The 18,925-nt window shown below is 48.9% G+C and carries 16 protein-coding genes; 8 read left to right on the top strand and 8 right to left on the bottom strand.

Features of this window, described 5'->3' with window-relative positions; all coding sequences use genetic code 11:
* Positions 1 to 7: 7 nt before the first annotated feature.
* Both DSM2777_RS04485 and fdhD read right to left on the bottom strand, forming a co-directional pair.
* Positions 8 to 1,309 (bottom strand): GntP family permease, encoded by a 1,302-nt coding sequence (locus DSM2777_RS04485; protein WP_061553279.1) that lies wholly within the window; start codon positions 1,307 to 1,309, stop codon positions 8 to 10.
* A gap of 407 nt (positions 1,310 to 1,716) precedes the next feature.
* Positions 1,717 to 2,523, bottom strand: coding sequence for a formate dehydrogenase accessory sulfurtransferase FdhD (gene fdhD / locus DSM2777_RS04480; protein ID WP_061555328.1), 807 nt, complete (start codon positions 2,521 to 2,523; stop codon positions 1,717 to 1,719).
* 224 nt (positions 2,524 to 2,747) lie between these two features.
* On the opposite strand from fdhD, the gene fdnG reads away from it, so the two are divergent.
* The 4 genes from fdnG (at position 2,748) to fdhE (ending at position 8,402) form a co-directional block, all read left to right on the top strand.
* Entirely contained in the window at positions 2,748 to 5,798 is a 3,051-nt protein-coding gene (gene fdnG, locus DSM2777_RS04470) for a formate dehydrogenase-N subunit alpha (protein WP_147288298.1), read from the top strand.
* A gap of 12 nt (positions 5,799 to 5,810) precedes the next feature.
* Positions 5,811 to 6,749 (top strand): formate dehydrogenase subunit beta, encoded by a 939-nt coding sequence (gene fdxH, locus DSM2777_RS04465; RefSeq protein ID WP_040046447.1) that lies wholly within the window; start codon positions 5,811 to 5,813, stop codon positions 6,747 to 6,749.
* Positions 6,746 to 7,378, top strand: coding sequence for a formate dehydrogenase cytochrome b556 subunit (gene fdoI, locus DSM2777_RS04460; RefSeq protein ID WP_061553277.1), 633 nt, complete (start codon positions 6,746 to 6,748; stop codon positions 7,376 to 7,378). Before fdxH ends, fdoI begins: the two co-directional genes overlap by 4 nt.
* A 94-nt stretch (positions 7,379 to 7,472) precedes the next feature.
* A complete protein-coding gene (gene fdhE, locus DSM2777_RS04455; RefSeq protein WP_025799437.1) occupies positions 7,473 to 8,402 on the top strand; it encodes a formate dehydrogenase accessory protein FdhE in 930 nt (309 codons plus the stop codon).
* A 642-nt stretch (positions 8,403 to 9,044) separates the two neighbouring features.
* Here fdhE and yigL read toward each other — a convergent pair.
* Both yigL and pldB read right to left on the bottom strand, forming a co-directional pair.
* Positions 9,045 to 9,857: a sugar/pyridoxal phosphate phosphatase YigL gene (gene yigL / locus DSM2777_RS04450; RefSeq protein WP_061553276.1), complete on the bottom strand. Its 813-nt coding sequence runs from the start codon at positions 9,855 to 9,857 to the stop codon at positions 9,045 to 9,047.
* A 16-nt stretch (positions 9,858 to 9,873) separates the two neighbouring features.
* Positions 9,874 to 10,899, bottom strand: coding sequence for a lysophospholipase L2 (gene pldB / locus DSM2777_RS04445; RefSeq protein ID WP_061553275.1), 1,026 nt, complete (start codon positions 10,897 to 10,899; stop codon positions 9,874 to 9,876).
* A gap of 286 nt (positions 10,900 to 11,185) precedes the next feature.
* Here pldB and asd point away from each other — a divergent pair, with 286 nt between their 5' ends.
* Positions 11,186 to 12,289 carry an aspartate-semialdehyde dehydrogenase gene (gene asd / locus DSM2777_RS04440; protein ID WP_061553274.1) on the top strand — a complete coding sequence of 368 codons (1,104 nt, stop codon included), beginning with the start codon at positions 11,186 to 11,188 and terminating at the stop codon, positions 12,287 to 12,289.
* 47 nt (positions 12,290 to 12,336) lie between these two features.
* On the opposite strand, the gene DSM2777_RS04435 is transcribed toward asd, so the two are convergent.
* A complete protein-coding gene (locus DSM2777_RS04435) occupies positions 12,337 to 14,031 on the bottom strand; it encodes a sensor histidine kinase (protein ID WP_046458398.1) in 1,695 nt (564 codons plus the stop codon).
* A 402-nt stretch (positions 14,032 to 14,433) separates the two neighbouring features.
* Here DSM2777_RS04435 and DSM2777_RS04425 point away from each other — a divergent pair, with 402 nt between their 5' ends.
* Positions 14,434 to 14,934, top strand: coding sequence for a GNAT family N-acetyltransferase (locus DSM2777_RS04425; protein ID WP_046458399.1), 501 nt, complete (start codon positions 14,434 to 14,436; stop codon positions 14,932 to 14,934).
* On the opposite strand, the gene DSM2777_RS04420 is transcribed toward DSM2777_RS04425, so the two are convergent.
* Positions 14,917 to 15,555: a LuxR C-terminal-related transcriptional regulator gene (locus DSM2777_RS04420; RefSeq protein ID WP_046458400.1), complete on the bottom strand. Its 639-nt coding sequence runs from the start codon at positions 15,553 to 15,555 to the stop codon at positions 14,917 to 14,919. The genes DSM2777_RS04425 and DSM2777_RS04420 overlap by 18 nt on opposite strands.
* Before the next feature lie 441 nt (positions 15,556 to 15,996).
* Between DSM2777_RS04420 and DSM2777_RS24865 the strand changes: the two genes are divergently transcribed.
* Together DSM2777_RS24865 and DSM2777_RS24860 are read left to right on the top strand one after the other, a co-directional pair.
* Positions 15,997 to 16,470, top strand: coding sequence for a hypothetical protein (locus tag DSM2777_RS24865; RefSeq protein WP_237087817.1), 474 nt, complete (start codon positions 15,997 to 15,999; stop codon positions 16,468 to 16,470).
* Positions 16,471 to 16,499: 29 nt separating this feature from the next.
* Complete coding sequence (locus tag DSM2777_RS24860) at positions 16,500 to 16,859, top strand: hypothetical protein (protein WP_237087816.1); 360 nt, start codon at positions 16,500 to 16,502, stop codon at positions 16,857 to 16,859.
* A 75-nt stretch (positions 16,860 to 16,934) separates the two neighbouring features.
* Here DSM2777_RS24860 and DSM2777_RS04410 read toward each other — a convergent pair whose 3' ends face one another.
* Positions 16,935 to 17,642, bottom strand: coding sequence for a fimbrial biogenesis chaperone (locus tag DSM2777_RS04410; RefSeq protein WP_061553272.1), 708 nt, complete (start codon positions 17,640 to 17,642; stop codon positions 16,935 to 16,937).
* A complete protein-coding gene (locus tag DSM2777_RS04405) occupies positions 17,614 to 18,921 on the bottom strand; it encodes a fimbrial protein (protein WP_237087815.1) in 1,308 nt (435 codons plus the stop codon). The genes DSM2777_RS04410 and DSM2777_RS04405 overlap by 29 nt, the downstream gene beginning before the upstream one ends.
* Positions 18,922 to 18,925: the final 4 nt, after the last annotated feature.

Here is an 18,925-nt window from a genome sequence, read left to right as displayed (position 1 = left end):
TATTCCCTTAGATGAATCCATACATAATTGTCGCCACAATCGTCATTGTTCCACCTACCATCGCCTCATAAGGGATTAACGCCATACGTTGTCTAATCGACATATGCATGCTGTCAGCGGTAACGTGGAAATAGTTGCCTTGTGGTAAAGAGTCAATGACGGTAGCACCAGTATGAACCATCACCGCAGAGGCCAATGGAGATAGCCCTACCTGCGAAATGGCGGTCCCGAAGGTACCTGTTGCTAAAATGACGCCGGTTGACGTTGAAGCCGTCGCGGCAGCCATGAGGATCCCTGATATTGGCGCTAAGAAAGTGCCTGAAATGCCTGAAATATCGATTAATTTAACAACTTCCATGGAAAGGTTTGACGCGCCAATTAGCCCGGCAATCGCACCCGCACCAATCAGAATTAATACTGTCGCCGTCATTTTTTCAACGCCAGAGGTTGTATAAGATATTATTTTATTTTTTTGCCCCATCGCTATCATGCCAACAATACCGGCAAACGGCAGAACATATAATGCATCAAGCTTAAAGTGAGATAACGCGTCAATATTAAGAATAGAACCAATCGGGTTCACCATCAGTAATACAATCGCAATCACCGGAGTAATAATGGCTTTATTTAATGGTGGTCTTTTTTGATCGTCATCGTCTGTTTTTGATGAGATTAAATTAGCTTCTTTATCGGTAACCATCACCCCACGATGTTTAATCATAGAAGCCACAATAACGGTCATCGCGAGGCCAAAGAGTGCAGGAATAAAGCCGCCAATCATCACATCGCTCAGGCTAATATGAAAACCATTTGCGGCCGCAATGGTGTTTGGGTTTGGCGAGATAATGTTCCCAGCCTTACCGCCACCGGAGAGCGCCAGCAACAGCGCCAGCTTTGAGATCCCCATTTTATTGCCAACTTCCAGCGCAATAGGTGCCACGATAAGCACCGCAACAGGGATAAATACGCCTACGGCGGTGATCACCATCGTGGCTAGGGCAAGCGCAAGAATCGCTTTTTTCTCACCCATTTTTCTTACAATGGCCTGCGCAATCGTACCCGCCGCGCCCGACTGCATCATCACGCCTGCTAATACGCCCGCAGCTAAGACGCGAATAACCGTACCCATAACGCTTTGAGTGCCGGTAATAATAATGCTTATAGTTTTACTTAAATCAGCGCCACCAATTAAACAACCAACAATTGCGCCGAAAAATAATGAATATACCGGATTGAATTTTTTTAGAATAAGAAATATTGCAACGAACAGCCCTATTAGGGCGCCATACCAACTCAGTAGGTCTTCCATTTTTATTCCCCAAGATGTTCTATTTTCACCCTAGATAATTCGAGTTGTAGGAAGGCGGCAAGTGAGCGAATCCTCAGGAGCTTACTCAAGTAAGTGACTGAGGTGAACGAGCGTAGCCAACGCACATACAACTTGAAGTATCACGGGTATATATATGTGTTTTATTAGAGTAATATTCACCAATATATTGGTGCTTTAATAGTAAGGGATTAATCAAACCGAAGGTATGTGCTATTGCCTAGAAGATAGCGAGCAAATATTTTATTTTTTGGATAAGTGCACAACGCAAAGTGACGGAGATCGTACTTTTGGCCTACCGACACAAAAATATCGTTTTTATGCCTTCCTTCAATACGAAACAAGGCATAGAAAAAATATAGAGAACAAATATAGAGAACGAATAAAAACTACCGCAGCCGCTGCGGGTGGGTAAATACCGTGCCACGCCCCGGTTTGCTAAAACCAACCAGCGTGAGATTGCATTTTTCAGCAACATCAATCGCCAGCGTCGTGGCTGCCGAAACGGCAAATAAAATTTCGACGCCGCACATCGCCGCTTTTTGTACCATTTCATAGCTTGCTCGGCTAGAAACCAGTACCGCGCCTTGCGTCCGCGGCTGCTTGGCACGTATGCCCAACAGTTTATCCAGCGCCACATGGCGGCCAATATCCTCGCAGCCTCCGAGTAATTCACCTTGCGGATCAATCCACGCCGCAGCATGAGTACAACCGGTGAGATCGCCGATTTGTTGCACGCTACGCAGCTGACGCAATGCCTGATCCAGATTTTGTAGATCAAACGTTTGGGTAAACGGCAATGGCTCTAGCGGACGAACAACGTCGGTGATTTGCTCAACGCCACACACGCCACAGCCGGTACGCCCAGCCATCGAACGCCGACGCTCTTTGAGCGCCATAAAACAGCGGCTTGAAAGCTCAATTTGCACCTCCACGCCGTTGCAGGCTGGCACCACGTCCATACCGTAGATATCCTGCGGAGAACGAATAATGCCTTCTGAAAGCGAAAAGCCTAGCGCGAAAGCTTCAAAGTCCTTCGGCGACGCCATCATCACCACGTGAGAGATGCCGTTATACACCAGCGCAACAGGGACTTCTTCTGCCACCCAGTCTGGCTGAGAAGTGTGCAGCTGCCCACGTTGTTGCACCATGGTCTGGCGAACGCCATTAACTGGATTATTATTTAATAAACTCATCTTATTCACGTCTTTGATACCTACCTGTAACAACCACAGGATTCATGTGGTAGTATTTAAGCACAAAGCGACTCCGCTCGCCGCTAAGAGTGAGCAAGTCCGTTAAGTTCTTATGACTCTAAACCTGCCATACCGAAAAAGTCGTGCGCAGGTTTAACGATGAATTTGCAAACAAACCAAATAAAACACACTTTTTGAAGCAATGTGATAGGAAGGAGATCACCATGCAGGTCAGCAGAAGACAGTTCTTTAAGATCTGCGCTGGCGGTATGGCAGGCACCACGGCGGCGGCGCTGGGCTTTGCTCCAGCGGTAGCACTCGCGGAAACTCGGCAGTACAAACTGCTGCGAGCACGCGAAACCCGTAATACCTGTACATACTGTTCTGTCGGCTGTGGGTTGTTGATGTACAGCCTCGGCGACGGCGCAAAAAACGCAAAAGAAAGCATTTTCCACATTGAAGGGGACCCGGATCATCCGGTAAACCGTGGTGCTCTGTGCCCGAAAGGTGCAGGTCTGGTGGATTTCATCCACAGTGAATCTCGTCTGAAATACCCTGAATATCGCGCTCCCGGCTCTGACAAATGGCAACGCCTAACTTGGGACGATGCTTTTGAGCGCATCGCCAAGCTGATGAAAGCCGACCGTGACGCCAACTTTATTCCCACTAACGATCAGGGAACCACGGTTAACCGCTGGCTCTCGACCGGTATGCTCTGCGCCTCTGCATCGAGCAACGAAACTGGTTTATTAACCCAAAAATTTAGTCGCGCCCTCGGCATGCTTGCCGTGGATAACCAAGCGCGCGTCTGACACGGACCAACGGTAGCAAGTCTTGCTCCAACATTTGGTCGCGGTGCGATGACAAACCATTGGGTTGATATTAAAAACGCCAACCTGATCGTTGTTATGGGTGGCAACGCCGCCGAAGCGCATCCCGTAGGGTTCCGCTGGGCGATGGAAGCCAAGATCCATAACAAAGCCAAGCTGATCGTTATCGATCCACGCTTTACCCGAACTGCCTCGGTGGCAGACTTTTACACGCCGATCCGTTCCGGTACCGACATTGCCTTCCTGTCGGGCGTATTGCTGTATCTGATAACCAATAACAAAATTAACGCTGAATACGTTAAGAACTACACCAACGCCAGCCTGCTGGTGCGCGAAGACTATGCCTTCGACGACGGTTTATTCAGTGGCTATAACGAAGAAAAACGTACCTACGACAAAACCACTTGGAACTATCAGCTCGACGAAAATGGCTTCGCCAAACGCGATGACACACTGCAAGATCCGCGCTGTGTGTGGAATATGCTGCGTGAGCACGTCAGCCGCTATACGCCGGAAGTGGTGGAAAACGTCTGCGGTACGCCAAAAGCTGATTTTCTCACCGTTTGCGAATATATCGCAGAAACCAGCGCCGCTGATAAAACAGCTTCGTTCCTGTACGCCTTAGGCTGGACCCAGCACTCCGTGGGGGCGCAAAACATCCGCACCATGGCGATGATCCAGCTGCTGTTGGGCAACATGGGGATGGCCGGTGGTGGCGTTAACGCCTTGCGCGGTCACTCCAACATTCAAGGTCTAACCGACTTAGGATTGCTGTCCACCAGCCTGCCGGGCTATCTCAATTTGCCGTCAGAAAAACAGGCCGACCTGCAAACCTATCTCGCAGCGACAACGCCAAAACCAACGTTACCGGGTCAGGTGAACTACTGGGGTAATACGCCTAAGTTCTTCGTCAGCCTGATGAAATCTTTCTACGGTGATAAAGCGCAGAAAGAAAACAACTGGGGCTTTGATTGGCTGCCGAAGTGGGACAAAGGCTACGACGTCCTGCAGTATTTCGAGATGATGTCGCAGGGCAAAGTGAATGGCTATCTATGCCAAGGCTTTAACCCTGTGGCTTCGTTCCCGAACAAAAACAAAGTGGTGAAATCACTCTCCAAGCTGAAATTCTTGGTGACGATTGACCCTCTGAATACGGAAACCTCAACGTTCTGGCAAAACCATGACGAATTCAACGACGTTGATCCGTCACAGATCCAGACTGAAGTCTTCCGCTTGCCTTCAACCTGCTTCGCCGAGGAAAACGGTTCGATCGTGAACTCTGGCCGCTGGCTGCAATGGCATTGGAAAGGCGCTGACGCCCCGGGTGAAGCGTTAAATGACGGTGAAATTCTGGCCGGTATTTTCCTTCGCCTGCGTGAAATGTATGCCAAAGACGGCGGCGCCGTGCCTGAGCAAGTGCTTAATATGACGTGGGATTACCTCACGCCAGAAAATCCTGCGCCGGAAGAAGTGGCAAGGGAAAGCAACGGTAAAGCGCTGGCTGATTTGGTTGACCCAGCGACCGGTGCCGTTCTGGTGAAAAAAGGCCAACAGCTTAGCTCCTTTGCTCAGCTGCGTGACGACGGCACCACCTCAAGTGGCTGCTGGATCTTCGCCGGAAGCTGGACGCCAGAAGGTAACCAGATGGCGCGCCGTGACAATAGCGATCCGTCCGGTTTAGGTAATACTTTAGGTTGGGCATGGGCATGGCCGCTGAACCGCCGCATTCTGTATAACCGCGCTTCAGCCGATCCGTCGGGCAAACCGTGGGATCCAAAACGTCAGTTGCTGGAGTGGGATGGCGCAAAATGGTCAGGCATTGATATTCCTGACTACAGCACCGCAGCACCAAACAGCGGTGTCGGCCCGTTCATCATGCAGCCGGAAGGTATGGGACGCCTGTTTGCGATTGATAAAATGGCTGAAGGTCCGTTCCCTGAACACTACGAACCGTTTGAAACGCCGCTGGGAACCAACCCGCTGCATCCAAACGTGGTGTCTAACCCTGCTGCTCGCGTGTTTAAAGACGATCTGGCTGCCATGGGCAAAGCCGATAAGTTCCCCTACGTGGGCACCACTTATCGCCTGACCGAGCATTTCCACTATTGGACTAAACATGCCCTGCTGAATGCCATTCTTCAGCCTGAGCAGTTTGTCGAAATTGGTGAAACGCTGGCAGAGAAAAAAGGCATTAAGCATGGCGATACAGTGAAAGTCAGCTCCAACCGTGGCTATATCAAAGCCAAGGCGGTGGTGACCAAACGTATCCGCACGCTGAAGGTGGACGGCAAAGATATCGATACCATCGGTATTCCAATCCACTGGGGCTATCAAGGCGTGGCGAAGAAAGGCTTTATCGCCAACACCCTGACACCGTTTGTCGGTGATGCCAACACGCAAACGCCAGAGTTCAAGGCGTTCCTGGTCAATGTGGAAAAGGTGTAACGGAGACGCATTATGGCTTATCAATCTCAGGACATAATCCGGCGCTCTGCCACCAATTCCCTGACGCCGCCTCCCGAGGCGCGTAACCATCAGGAAGAAGTGGCAAAGCTGATCGATGTGACCACCTGTATAGGCTGCAAAGCCTGTCAGGTGGGCTGTTCCGAATGGAACGACATCCGTGATGAAGTCGGTCATAACGTCGGGGTGTACGATAACCCTGCCGATTTAACCGCTAAATCTTGGACGGTGATGCGTTTTTCCGAAGTTGAGGAAAACGGCAAGCTGGAATGGCTTATCCGCAAAGATGGCTGCATGCACTGCGCCGATCCGGGCTGCCTAAAAGCCTGCCCATCGGAAGGCGCAATCATTCAGTATGCTAACGGCATTGTCGATTTCCAGTCAGAGCACTGCATCGGCTGTGGTTACTGCATCGCTGGCTGCCCGTTTGACGTGCCGCGCATGAACAAGGAAGACAATCGGGTGTACAAATGCACCCTGTGCGTCGACCGCGTTACCGTGGGACAAGAGCCCGCCTGCGTGAAAACCTGCCCAACCGGCGCCATTCATTTTGGCACCAAAGAAGCGATGAAGAACCTTGCCGCAGAGCGTGTCGCCGAGCTGCAAACCCGCGGCTTTGCGAATGCAGGACTGTACGACCCTGCTGGCGTCGGCGGTACGCACGTGATGTACGTACTGCACCACGCCGACAAGCCAGAGCTCTATCACGGCCTGCCAAAAGATCCAACCATCAGCCCAACCGTACAGTTCTGGAAAGGTGTTTGGAAACCGCTGGCCGCCATTGGCTTTGCGGCGACCTTTGCCGCCAGTATCTTCCACTACGTTGGCGTGGGCCCTAACCGCGTTCACGACGAGGAAGAAAACGAGGTGGATGGCAAAGTCGACGATATCCCACCAGATACCGAACAGCACGATAAGGAGGAGCGCAAATGAAGAAGGAAAAGCCGATTCAGCGTTACTCAGCGCCAGAACGGATTAACCACTGGGTGGTGGCGTTCTGCTTTATTGTGGTGTCCATCAGCGGCTTGGGGTTCTTTTTCCCCTCGTTTAACTGGCTGATGAATGTCTTTGGTACGCCGCAGCTCGCACGCATCCTGCATCCCTTCTTTGGGGTGGTGATGTTCGCTTCGTTCCTGATCATGTTCTTCCGCTATTGGAAACATAACCTGATCAATCGCGAAGACATCACATGGGCAAAAAGCATTCATAAGATCGCGATGAATGAAGAAGTGGGTGATACCGGTCGCTATAACTTTGGGCAGAAGTGTGTGTTCTGGGCCGCCATCGGCAGCCTGCTCCTCCTTTTGGCCAGCGGCATCGTGATTTGGCGCCCTTATTTCGCCGATGCGTTCTCCATTCCAGTGATCCGTTTGGCGCTGATGGTGCATTCATTCGCCGCAGTGCTGCTGATTATTGTTATTATGGTACATATCTATGCGGCGCTGTGGGTGAAAGGTACGATCACCGCGATGGTCGAAGGCTGGGTACCTGCTGCATGGGCCAAAAAACATCATCCGCGCTGGTATCGAGAAGTGAAAGCCAAAGAACAAGAGCGGAAGTAACCTTATCTCCTCCATACGTCAGCGTCGTTTTGCGCAGGCGTCTCCCCCTGAAGAGGGGGAGAGCGAGAGGAGGTCTTAACACTGGATCAATTTCATGAGCATTAAAATCGTCCCGAAAGAACAGCTAGGTGCAGAACGCGAAAAATCAGGTGGTTTAGACAATATTCCTCCGGTGCTGTTTGCTAACCTCAAGAGCCTCTATTCCCGCCGCGCGGAACGTCTGCGTCAACTTGCGGAAAATAATCCTCTGGGCGACTACCTGAATTTTGCAGCGGCGATCGCTGATGCTCAGCAAAAAGCATTGCACGACAACCCATTAACCATTGATTTAACCCAAACGCTAACTAACGCCGCCGCCATGGGCAAACCGCCTCTGGACACGAGTATTTTCCCACGCACTCATCACTGGCATACCCTGTTGCAGGCGCTGATTGCCGAACTGATGCCTGATGCGCCAGAGCATGTTCAGCCGGTGCTGGAGAACCTATCTAAGACATCTGACTCCGAGCTGGAAATCATGGCGAAGGATCTGTTTGCGGGTAACTACGGCGTCGTTGGCAGCGATAAAGCCCCCTTCATCTGGGCTGCGCTATCTTTATACTGGGCGCAAATGGCAACCCAAATTCCGGGCAAAGCCAAAGCCGAATATGGCGAACATCGCCAATTCTGTCCGGTATGCGGCAGCATGCCGGTAGCCAGCGTCATTCACATGGGCACCACTAACGGCTTACGTTATTTGCATTGCAACCTGTGCGAAAGCGAATGGCACGTAGTACGCGTAAAATGCACCAACTGCGAACAAACGCGCGATCTGAACTACTGGTCACTCGACAGCGAAAATGCCGCCGTTAAAGCAGAAAGCTGTGGGGACTGCGGAACTTACCTGAAAATGGTTTATCAGGAAAAAGACCCGAAAGTTGAGCCCGTTGCCGACGACTTAGCAACGCTGGTGCTCGATGCAAAAATGGAAGAAGAAGGCTTCGGGCGCAGCAGCATCAACCCGTTCCTGTTCCCAGGGGAGTAAACCACACCCGCTCTATTTCTTCATAAAAAAACCCGCCGATCTATGGCGGGTTTTTTATTGCCCATTCTGCGAGCTCAATTCCATCCTTGGCGACAACATTCTGTAAATCCATCCAAACTGTTTTCTTGGCTTAAAAGCTGGCGTAGCGTGGTTCTTCACAAACGAGAAACTAAATAGTGCTCGATCTCCTCCCTCATTAAACAAGGGGAGGGAATTGTTCAGTGATTTTCGTAAGTATCTCGATCGGCTCCTCCCCCTGCCAAGGGGGAGATTGGGTGGGGGTCAGTCCGCATTTACCCCACCCTAACCCTCCCCTTCGCAGGGGAGGGAACTGTTCAGTGATGTTCGTAAGATTCTCGAACGACTCCTCCCCCTGCTAAGGGGGAAGTTGGGAGGGGGTCAGTCCGCATTTACCCCTCCCTAACCCTCCCCTTCACAGGGGAGGGAGCTGTTCAGTGATGTTCGTAAGATTCTCGATCGGCTCCTCCCCCTGCCAAGGGGGAGGTTGGGAAAGGGTCAGTCAGCAATACTGATATTTACCACATCCTAACCCTCCCCTTCGCAGTGGAGGGAACTGTTCAGTGATATTGGTAAGGATCTCGATCGGCTCCTCCCCCTGACAAGGGGGAGGTTGGGAGGGGGTCAGTCCGCAGATGCTTCCAAATACATCTTCCGCAGATAATGCGGTACCGCATCATCAACGTTGCTGCCGATCACTTCCAGATTTGGCAACGCGTCTTTCAGGCGCTGATGGGAATCGCGCATGATGCAACCTTTGCCCGCCATCGACAGCATTTCCATGTCGTTCATGCCGTCGCCGAAAGCGATGCAATCTTTAAGCGTATAGCCCAAGAGCTTCGCCACATATTCCAGCGCATGGCCTTTTGATACGCCGCCCGCCATCACTTCTAAGCAGGTTGGCAGTGAGAAACTGACGTTTACGCGGTCACCCCAGCGTGCATTGATAGCTTCTTCCAACGGCAGCAGTTTTTCGTGAGTATCGCTGGTGTAATAGACTTTACAGATGCCGTCGGTGGGTAAAAATGCCGGTTCAAACAGCTGATAGTGGAAAACGGACTCTTGGAAAAACGCTTTCTGCTCAGGGCTTTCACGGTTCATGAACCAATCATCATTACGATAGACGTTGGTCAGGATATCTGGATCGTTGTGCACGATGTTGTAAAGGTCGCGGGCAATATCTTCATCCACGTTATGGCTGAAAATCAGCTCACCGGCGGTGTTATGTACACGCGCACCGTTTGACGTAATCATGAAAGCGCTGATACCTAAACTGTCTCTAACCTGTGCAATATCAATATGATGACGGCCTGTGGCAAATACAAAATTTACCCCGAGCTGGGTCAGCTGTTGCAAAGTTTCACGGGCAAATGGAGTCAATGTATGAGCAGGTGACAGCAGGGTGCCGTCCATATCAGAAGCAACAATGTGGTACATAAAGTGTGTTCTAACCTCAGCTGGGGTTGGCGGCAGTTTCTGCCGACGAATCGGAGTGAAGAGCGTAAAAATGCAAAATGGCATTTAACGCCTCAGTGCGCATTGCGTCCCGCTCAAACAGGATCTCGTGGCGTGCGCCCTTAATAATATGGGGAGCCCCACCGTATGGTGGATTCCCCGCTTTCGTGAGTGACTGACAAAAAGAAAAATGCGATGCGTTGGCAACGACCCGATCATCACCCGCTTGTAATAACAGCAGTGGCGCAGTGATATTTTCAGCGTTGGCGATGGCTCGTTCCCCCGCCTGAATACTTTCGCGCACCCAGCGGTAAGTCGGCCCGCCGACCTGTAATTCAGGGTAATCAGCGTAATAGCGTAAAAAACGGCGATAGCGAACCCGACTATGGGTGAGTTCATTAACAATAAAAGGCAATGGGCGCCAATGGCCGGTACCTAATGCGTAATTATCCCGCATTTTCGGATAACGTTCTGCCCAGTCCGCAATTCGCTTGGCAACCCATAACGGCATGGGCAATTTTATCCCTGTCATGGGCGCACACAGCGCGGCGGCGGTGACGCCCTGCGGCTTGCGAGCCAAAAACAGCGCGAGTATCGCACCGCCCATGGAGTGGGCCAACGCAAAACGCTGTTTGTAGGGTTTAGATAAAATTTCTTGCTGCCACAGAATCTCTAAATCATCGACGTAATCATCAAAACGGACGACGTGACCACGGTGATGGTCGTCCAGCATTCGCCCTGATTTTCCCTGACCACGATGATCAATAATCACCACGTCATAGCCGCTGTGAAACAGATCGTAGGCGAGTTCGGGATACTTCATGTAGCTTTCGATGCGACCTGGCGAAACCAGTACCACACGGGAATGCTGTTTTGACGTAAAACGGACAAATCGAATCGAAACATCGTCCACTCCCATAAAAACCTCTTCCTGACGTTGTTGCCAGAAATCGAGTAATGGACCGGTGGTAAATGCGGCGAATTCGTTCTCGCGCTGCAACCAGCTTTGGTTCAGAGGAGGCATAGGAGCCGTTATTGTCCTTTGGTAATTTTGTGAGCAATCGCACAAGAAATAACTGTTTCGTATTGTGGCATAAAAGCGCGCGTTCAGGGAGTGATAACCATATTGTCGGCAGAACGCGAACCCAAAAGGTGATTATTAGTTACGCACATGAATACATTCACCCATATCGAATAAATTCACTTGCGCATCGTCACACATTTTGTAAGTTTGGTTAATGGGGCAAGCCCCACCGCACAGACAGGCGGCTTTAATTTCTTAATATAAAAACTCCAAGGCAGGACTACATATGAAAAACGTTGGTTTTATCGGTTGGCGCGGGATGGTCGGCTCTGTACTCATGCAACGCATGATTGAAGAACGCGATTTTGACGCCATTCGCCCGGTTTTTTTCTCCACATCTCAGCACGGTGAACCTGCACCAACCTTTACCGGTCAGCAAGGCACCTTGCAAGATGCGTATGATATCGACGCGTTAAAGGCGTTGGACATTATCATTACCTGCCAGGGCGGCGATTACACCAACGAGATTTACCCTAAGCTGCGCGCCAGCGGCTGGCAAGGTTACTGGATTGATGCCGCATCTTCGCTGCGCATGAACGAGGACTCCGTGATTATCCTCGATCCGGTTAACCACGATGTGATTCATGATGCGCTCAATAAAGGCATTAAAACCTTCGCGGGCGGTAACTGCACCGTAAGCCTGATGTTGATGTCTCTGGGCGGCCTATTTGCCAACAATCTGGTCGATTGGGTATCCGTGGCGACTTATCAGGCAGCCTCCGGCGGCGGTGCGCGCCATATGCGTGAGCTGCTCAGCCAAATGGGGATGCTGCATAACAGCGTTGCCAAAGAGCTACAAAATCCGGCTTCTGCCATTTTAGATATCGAACGCAAAGTCACCGAGTTAAGCCGCAGCGGCACGCTGCCAATCGATAATTTCGGCGTACCGCTGGCGGGTAGTCTGATCCCTTGGATCGACAAAGCGCTGGATAACGGTCAAAGCAAAGAAGAGTGGAAAGGTCAGGCTGAAACTAACAAGATTTTAGCCACCAAAGAGATCATTCCCGTCGATGGTTTATGCGTGCGCGTTGGCGCTCTGCGTTGCCATAGCCAAGCCTTCACCATCAAGCTCAAACAGGATGTCTCCCTGCCTGAAATCGAGCAAATGCTGGCCAGCCACAACGACTGGGTGAAAGTGGTTCCGAATGACCGCGAGCTTAGCATGCGCGAGCTAACCCCTGCTGCCGTCACCGGTACGCTATCAACGCCGGTCGGCCGCTTACGTAAGCTGAACATGGGGCCACAGTACCTTTCAGCATTTACCGTTGGCGATCAGCTGCTGTGGGGCGCAGCTGAACCTCTGCGTCGCATGCTGAAGTTTGTGCTGTAAATGATTAGCCCTCTCCTTCGTTGGAGAGGGTTCCTATTCCGTCACTATTACGCCTCGACCACCACCTTCGGTACGCGAATCACAATGCGAGTAAATTTATCCGCCTCGCTTTCCACGCTCACACCAAACCTATCGCCATAGCGAGCTTTAATCCTACGATCGACCAAGTTCATGCCTAGGCCATCGCCGCGTGGTTTGGACTGATAGAGACCCGCATTATCTTCAACGCTAATCAGAATATCGTCGTCCTCTCTCCAGCTATGCAAGCGAACCTCACCAACGCCAAACAGCTGCGACGTGCCATGCTTAATCGCATTCTCCACAATCGGCTGCAACGAAAACGCGGGCAAACGGATATGCATTAAGGACTCGTCGATATCAAAATCAATCATCAGATGATCGGAGAAACGCGCTTTCTCAATCTCCAAATAGGCTTTTACATGCTCGATTTCATCACCCAGCGTCACTTCGTCGCTGCTGCGTTTTAGATTTTTGCGGAAAAACGTCGACAGCGAAAGCACCAGCTTACGCGCGTGGTCGGGGTCGCGCCGGATCACCGCCGATAAGGTATTCAGCGCGTTAAACAGAAAGTGAGGATTCACCTGTGCATGCAGCAACTTGATCTCAGACTGAGCCAATAATTGTTTCTGCTGCTCATATTTACCCGCCAATATCTGTGCTGAAAGCAAATGAGCTATACCCTCACCTAGTGTGCGGTTAATACTGGAGAACAACTTATTCTTCGGCTCATACAGCTTGATGCTACCTACCACACGGTTATCTTCACCGCGCAGCGGGATCACCAGCGTTGAGCCAAGCTTACAGTTCGGCGTGACTGAACACTGATACGCCACCTCGTTACCATCGGCATAGACCACTTGATCGAGCTCAATGGCACGATGCGTGTGATGAGAAGTAATGGGCGATCCCACTAGATGATGATCGTCGCCAATGCCAATAAACGCCAACAGCTTTTCACGATCGGTGATCGCCACTGCACCAACCCCTAATTCTTCATACAGCACTTTGGCAACTTTCATGCTGTTCTGCGGGTTAAAGCCTTGCCGCATGACACCTTCTGCTCGGGCCGCGATTTGCAGGGCTTTTGAGGAGAACGCCGAAGTATATTTTTCAAAGATCGCCCGCCGATCGAGCAAGATCTGCATAAACATAGCCGCACCGACGGTGTTGGTGATCATCATCGGCAACGCAATATTTTCTACCAGCTCCTCAGCCTCCCAGAACGGGCGCGCCACGATCAAAATGATCAGCATCTGGAAACACTCAGCCAAGAAAGTAATCGCAGCAATCACCAGCGGTTGGAACAGCAGATCTAGCCGATTATTTTTCAGCATATAGCGATGCAATAACCCACCGACTAAGCCTTCCACCACCGTGGAAATCATACAGGCCATTGCAGTCATGCCGCCCATCGAATAGCGATGCAGACCGCCGGTCAATCCCACCAAAAAGCCCACCGATGGCCCACCAAGAACCCCACCTAAAACAGCGCCTATTGCACGGGTATTGGCGATAGAATCATCGATGTGCAGGCCAAAATAGGTTCCCATGATGCAAAACATCGAAAAGGTGAGGTAACACACCAGCTTATGCGGCAAACGAACAGTGACCTGCATCAGCGGGATAAACAGCGGGGTTTTACTCAACAAATAGGCGATAACCAGATAAACGCACATCTGTTGAAGCAGGGAGAGAATTAAATCGATCTGGCTGACATCCATGGAAAATATCCTTCATTCACATGGCAGGTTTCACATGGTAAATAGTGTAACTGATCGAGGGATGACGACAGTGCTTTTATCCCCAAAAGTCATAGGCGATACTCGAAGCACAGCCAAATTTAGGCAAAAAAAAAAGCCAGCACCCGAGCTGGCTAAAAAAACACTGGAAGCAATGTGAGCAATGTCGTGCCTTCTCGAAAGGACTCCTTGGATAGCGTCGGCCAAATATGAGCTACTTAACAGACGTTTCTCTAAGGTTGTCTTCCCTAGAACGCACGGCAATGATAATCATTATCAATATCACTTGTAAAGCGTTTTTTTATCTATTAATAACCCTACTAAAATAGTTTTTATCCTTTATATTGAATGGGTTATTCGCTAACTCGTTGACAGGAAAAACAAATGGCCGAGATTATAATTCGCGCAGCAACGCCAAAAGATGTCGAAGAATTGCACAAATTACATACTTATCCGCAGGTCTACGCTCAAACGCTACAGCTTCCCTATGCCACAACAGAAGTTTGGGAAAAACGCCTGAATCAAACGCCGGCTGGCACCTATCATCTCGTGGCTGTGCATGAAAATGACATCGTAGGATGTGTGAGTTTAGACGCCTACCAGCGGCCACGTATGCGCCACAGCGGAACCTTTGGCATCAGCGTTAGGCATGATTTTCAAGGCCGCGGCGTGGGCAGCAAACTGATGACGGCTATGCTGGAACTTGCCGATAAATGGCTGGATTTAAAAAGAGTTGAGCTGACGGTATTTACCGATAACGTTGGCGCGATTGCGCTATATAAAAAATTTGGTTTTGAAATAGAAGGCACCAGCCGTAGCTACGCTTATCGTGATGGTAATTACGTTGATGCATTCCATATGGCAAGACTACGCGCGCTCCTGTAGCAACCCTTCCTTGTGGCTAACCAGATAACGGCAGAAATTGGCATGGTTGGTTAGTCCAAGCTTACGCATTGCGCTGCGCTTATGACCACTGATCGTTTTTTCACTCACTTTTAATTTACGCGCAATTTCTCCGAGCGTTTGCCCCTGCTGTAAGCAGCTCATCACCCTTTCTTCGCTGCGCGTTATCTTAACATCGGCTTGTTTTCCTCGTTTTTCAAGGAAGCCTCTAATGGCATCGCTATGCTCAACCACGCCCGATAATAGACGTGCCATAATCGCCTCACGCAACAACGAAATCGGCTCCTGCTTAGACAGCAGCGTATAGGTGTTGTGTGAAATAACTCTCGACAAAACATAGGGATCTTCAGAACGAGTTAAGACGATCACCGGAAGTTTAGGAAAAGCCGCTTTCAGAAAATGCAAAGTATCTAATGCGCCTGATAAACCATATTCAAAAGGAACAATTTCGATAATTAATGCATCAAATGGTTTTAGCGTGTGCTCAAGAACAAACTGAGAACACAAGTCGAAAGGCTGACATTTCATATCCATGCCATCCATGCAACTATATATTCCCATCGCATCAACATGAGAGGTTTCAACTAATGCAATTCTTAACATTTTATCCCTAATGATAATTATATGAGGAAAAACCTTCAAATTATCCTGCAATTTTGCAATTCAATGTATAAATTCCTAAAGGCATGAAAATAATTATTCACAAACCTTAAAGAAAACTATAACACCTTAAGTTGTTATAAATACATGAACATTTCTGGTATGTTTTGTATATAAAACCAGCACACCATGCAGAATAAAAATCCATTTATTTATTAAAAAGAAGAGATATTAACTACAATCGCAATGTATAACATGCCTAAAAAGTCATTTTATGCCTGTATTTCACCCGATCAAATAATAGGTTATACAAATAATAGATAGCATTGACATCATGACATTGCGTTTAATCTAGATATAATGATTCTGGAACACTAACCTAAATTTTTAAACACCGAGCAGATACCCCTATCGCGGTATTTGCCATCAAAATAAAAAGAAAATATGCAAAAAAACAATTTAGCAAAAGAACTATTTCTTTATAGTTCAGAAATACAAAAACTACCTAATTTCAGGCAGTCCATCGGAAGACATTACGACTTGATGTTATCAATGTGTAAAACACATCCTTTATTCTATAAAACGATGTTTAAAGATACGCGTTTCAATATCGCTATAACGATATTATGCTTTTATTTTACGCGTAAAGACCCTACATTATCCGATGTTAAAAACTACTGCGTAAGCCACGGACTGGGTAGTCATAACAGTCTGGAATCATTAATGTTTTTCTTACGAGTTGGCGGAAGACTTAATGTAACTAAAAGCGAAAAAGACAAACGAATTCTATTGTTCAATCCAACTGAAAAAGGTTTGGATGAGACTCGTCGTTATTTAGAAAACTCTCTCGCTATTTTTCCCGATCTTCTACCTGATTATCGATTAAAAAAAGATCACCTTAATAATTATGAGGATTAAAAAATTTCTTCACTCGCTGCGCTGATTTGATGTTCAACGATGTCATCGTAAGCACTATACTGCCTGACTCCCAAGTCTTTTTATTAAAAGATGCTGGACATATGATTTTTATACGTCTTTACATCGAATCCTTGAAACAAAAGGAAAATCAAGGCGTCACGGCCAATATATCCTATAGCCAAATCGCGAAAGAAACTTCCGTGTCACGTACTCACTTGCGTAGAATTGTTGATGCCGCAGCCAAGAAAAATCTCATGACGCCTCATGAGAATATGACGCTGACGCTGCATGATTCATTCATTACATTAGCGGAAGAGTACATGGGCTTATATTTTGCTTTTGTTCTGTATTGTTTAGATATTGATCCTACGAGTTCGACATTAATGTAAAGCAGTTACTACAACTACAGATATATAACTAGTCACACCTGAAATAGCGCCTATGGAAAATGGTCACTTAAATGATTAGTTGATTATCTGGTTATAATCCCAGTAATTCCCTTCATCGTTTATTAGCGAGAAGGATATCTTCTTGCTCATATTTCCTAAGCCCGAAGGCAACGTAATTTGATGACGGCTTTTGGGCGGTAACGTTCCTATATCTATAGGAATATTATTTATTGTCACGCCAATAAGACTTAAATAAAACTCGGTTGGGTTTTCAATCATCAACACTTCGTTTTGCCGCACAAATGTGATTTTTTTGCCAATGGACTCCTGTGGCTTTTCCAGTCCTTTCGGGCGTAAAAACAACTTCATTTGAGTACGTAATGCAATCGTAATTTTCTGCACGGAGCCCCCAACCAGACTTGGCGGGATCTCATAAATATTCAGCCAAAACATAGACTCACGATCTTTAGGCAGCTGATTATCCATCAGCATTAAACGCAAATTTGTCATCTCTTCAGGTTGCAGCTTAAATACCGCGGGCAACACCAGAACGGGAGACGCACTTTTATCCGGCGTTGACTGTGGATCACCGTCGTCAGACCAAGCCTGAACTACTACGGGATAAGTATTTTTATTTACGAGCTGCAACGATGCTTCTGTTTCACCGTCGTTAAACACCACGCGAGTCGCTTCTGCGTTTACCGCTGCCTGCACATTTACTGCGCCTAACAGAGCAAAGATAATGCAGCCAAAATTACTGAATACGGATAAGAATCTGTGCATGCGCCTGATAGCTCCCTGCGGTGAGTTCATCCGAGCCAAATTTCTCTAGCTGCGCCATAAAGGTTTCGGTGTAACTATCAATTCCCTGAGCCGTATTCGAATCCACTTTGGTTTGATCGCCGCCAAGAATCGGTGACCAGCCGGTGGTTTTAGTCGTATCCGTGGTTAAAAACTGCATCGGCTGATTATTGCGGTAGATCTTTACTCCCACTCCGCGGGCATGTCCCTGCGTGCCATACTGTTCATCAAGCAAATAGTTCGCTGCGCCTGAGGTTATCAGCCCATATTGGGTTGCAGCCGCAACGCTGGCAGGCGGGGCTAAAAACCCTAACGCTATCTGGCCAGTCTTCAACCCCGAAGTTGCGGCAGACTGGCATTTGAAATCCAGCGTAAACGGTGACTGGCTTACTTCTCCCGCCTGAAGAGCACTGATATTGATTGCAGGCAATGTCACCACCGGCGTGAAATTACTGATCTTACAGGTCGCACCACGGCGAAACGTCAGATATTTATAGACCCCAATAGACGCAGGCCAAGTCCCATACCAACCGGGGAAGCTGGTTTGTGAATCCGCACCGTCAGCAGGGCCGGTAATACCTGGGCCTCGAAATGCAATATACGCATTGGGTTGGGTATATAGATATTGGTAGCTGGCCGCGTTATTAGTGCCAGCGCGGGCGTAGTTCAGGCGAAAGAGCTCCGTTTGTACCGCACTAAAATTTTTCGCTTTAATCAGCAAGCGTCCTTGGCTATCGGTATCAAGCCCGGTTAGCAGGCGCGATTTCCAGATTTTGTCGTAGAATTGGCCGGTTTCCATATTGGTAAACCGAATAGCAACGTTACGTACATAGGTCGCATAAGCCTTTGGCGCAACACCAGTGATACTACCGTCATCGTACAGACCACCATATGCCGCATCGCCGTTAGTGGCATACATCTCAAATATTTGGCTTGCATCCGCCGCATCGCAACGGAATAACACTCGCTCGCTTTCATAACCGGAGTTGAGCGCATAGCTGGTGAAAGGAGCGACGCCAGAAGCCAACAGCGTCCCATCAGGCTGAAAATCATTGCTGGTGCTAATATCCACAACGCTAGGTAAGCCTAAAGAGCCGTTGTTGGTATCTAAACTACCAGTCCATGAGCTCGCAACGCCATCACTGGCGCTGCTCAGCTGCGATTGCGCCGTAATTTTTGTGCAATTGGCAAGTACAGATGAAGATATCATCAGCAGAAAAAGCGTTGATATTGCACTGGTATTGGCTTTCATCCTGAACATTCCC

The organism is Obesumbacterium proteus (genome assembly GCF_001586165.1).
Lineage (GTDB): Bacteria > Pseudomonadota > Gammaproteobacteria > Enterobacterales > Enterobacteriaceae > Hafnia > Hafnia protea.
The sequence above is the reverse complement of the archived record's forward strand: the minus strand, read 5'-3'. Positions and strand labels throughout refer to the sequence as shown.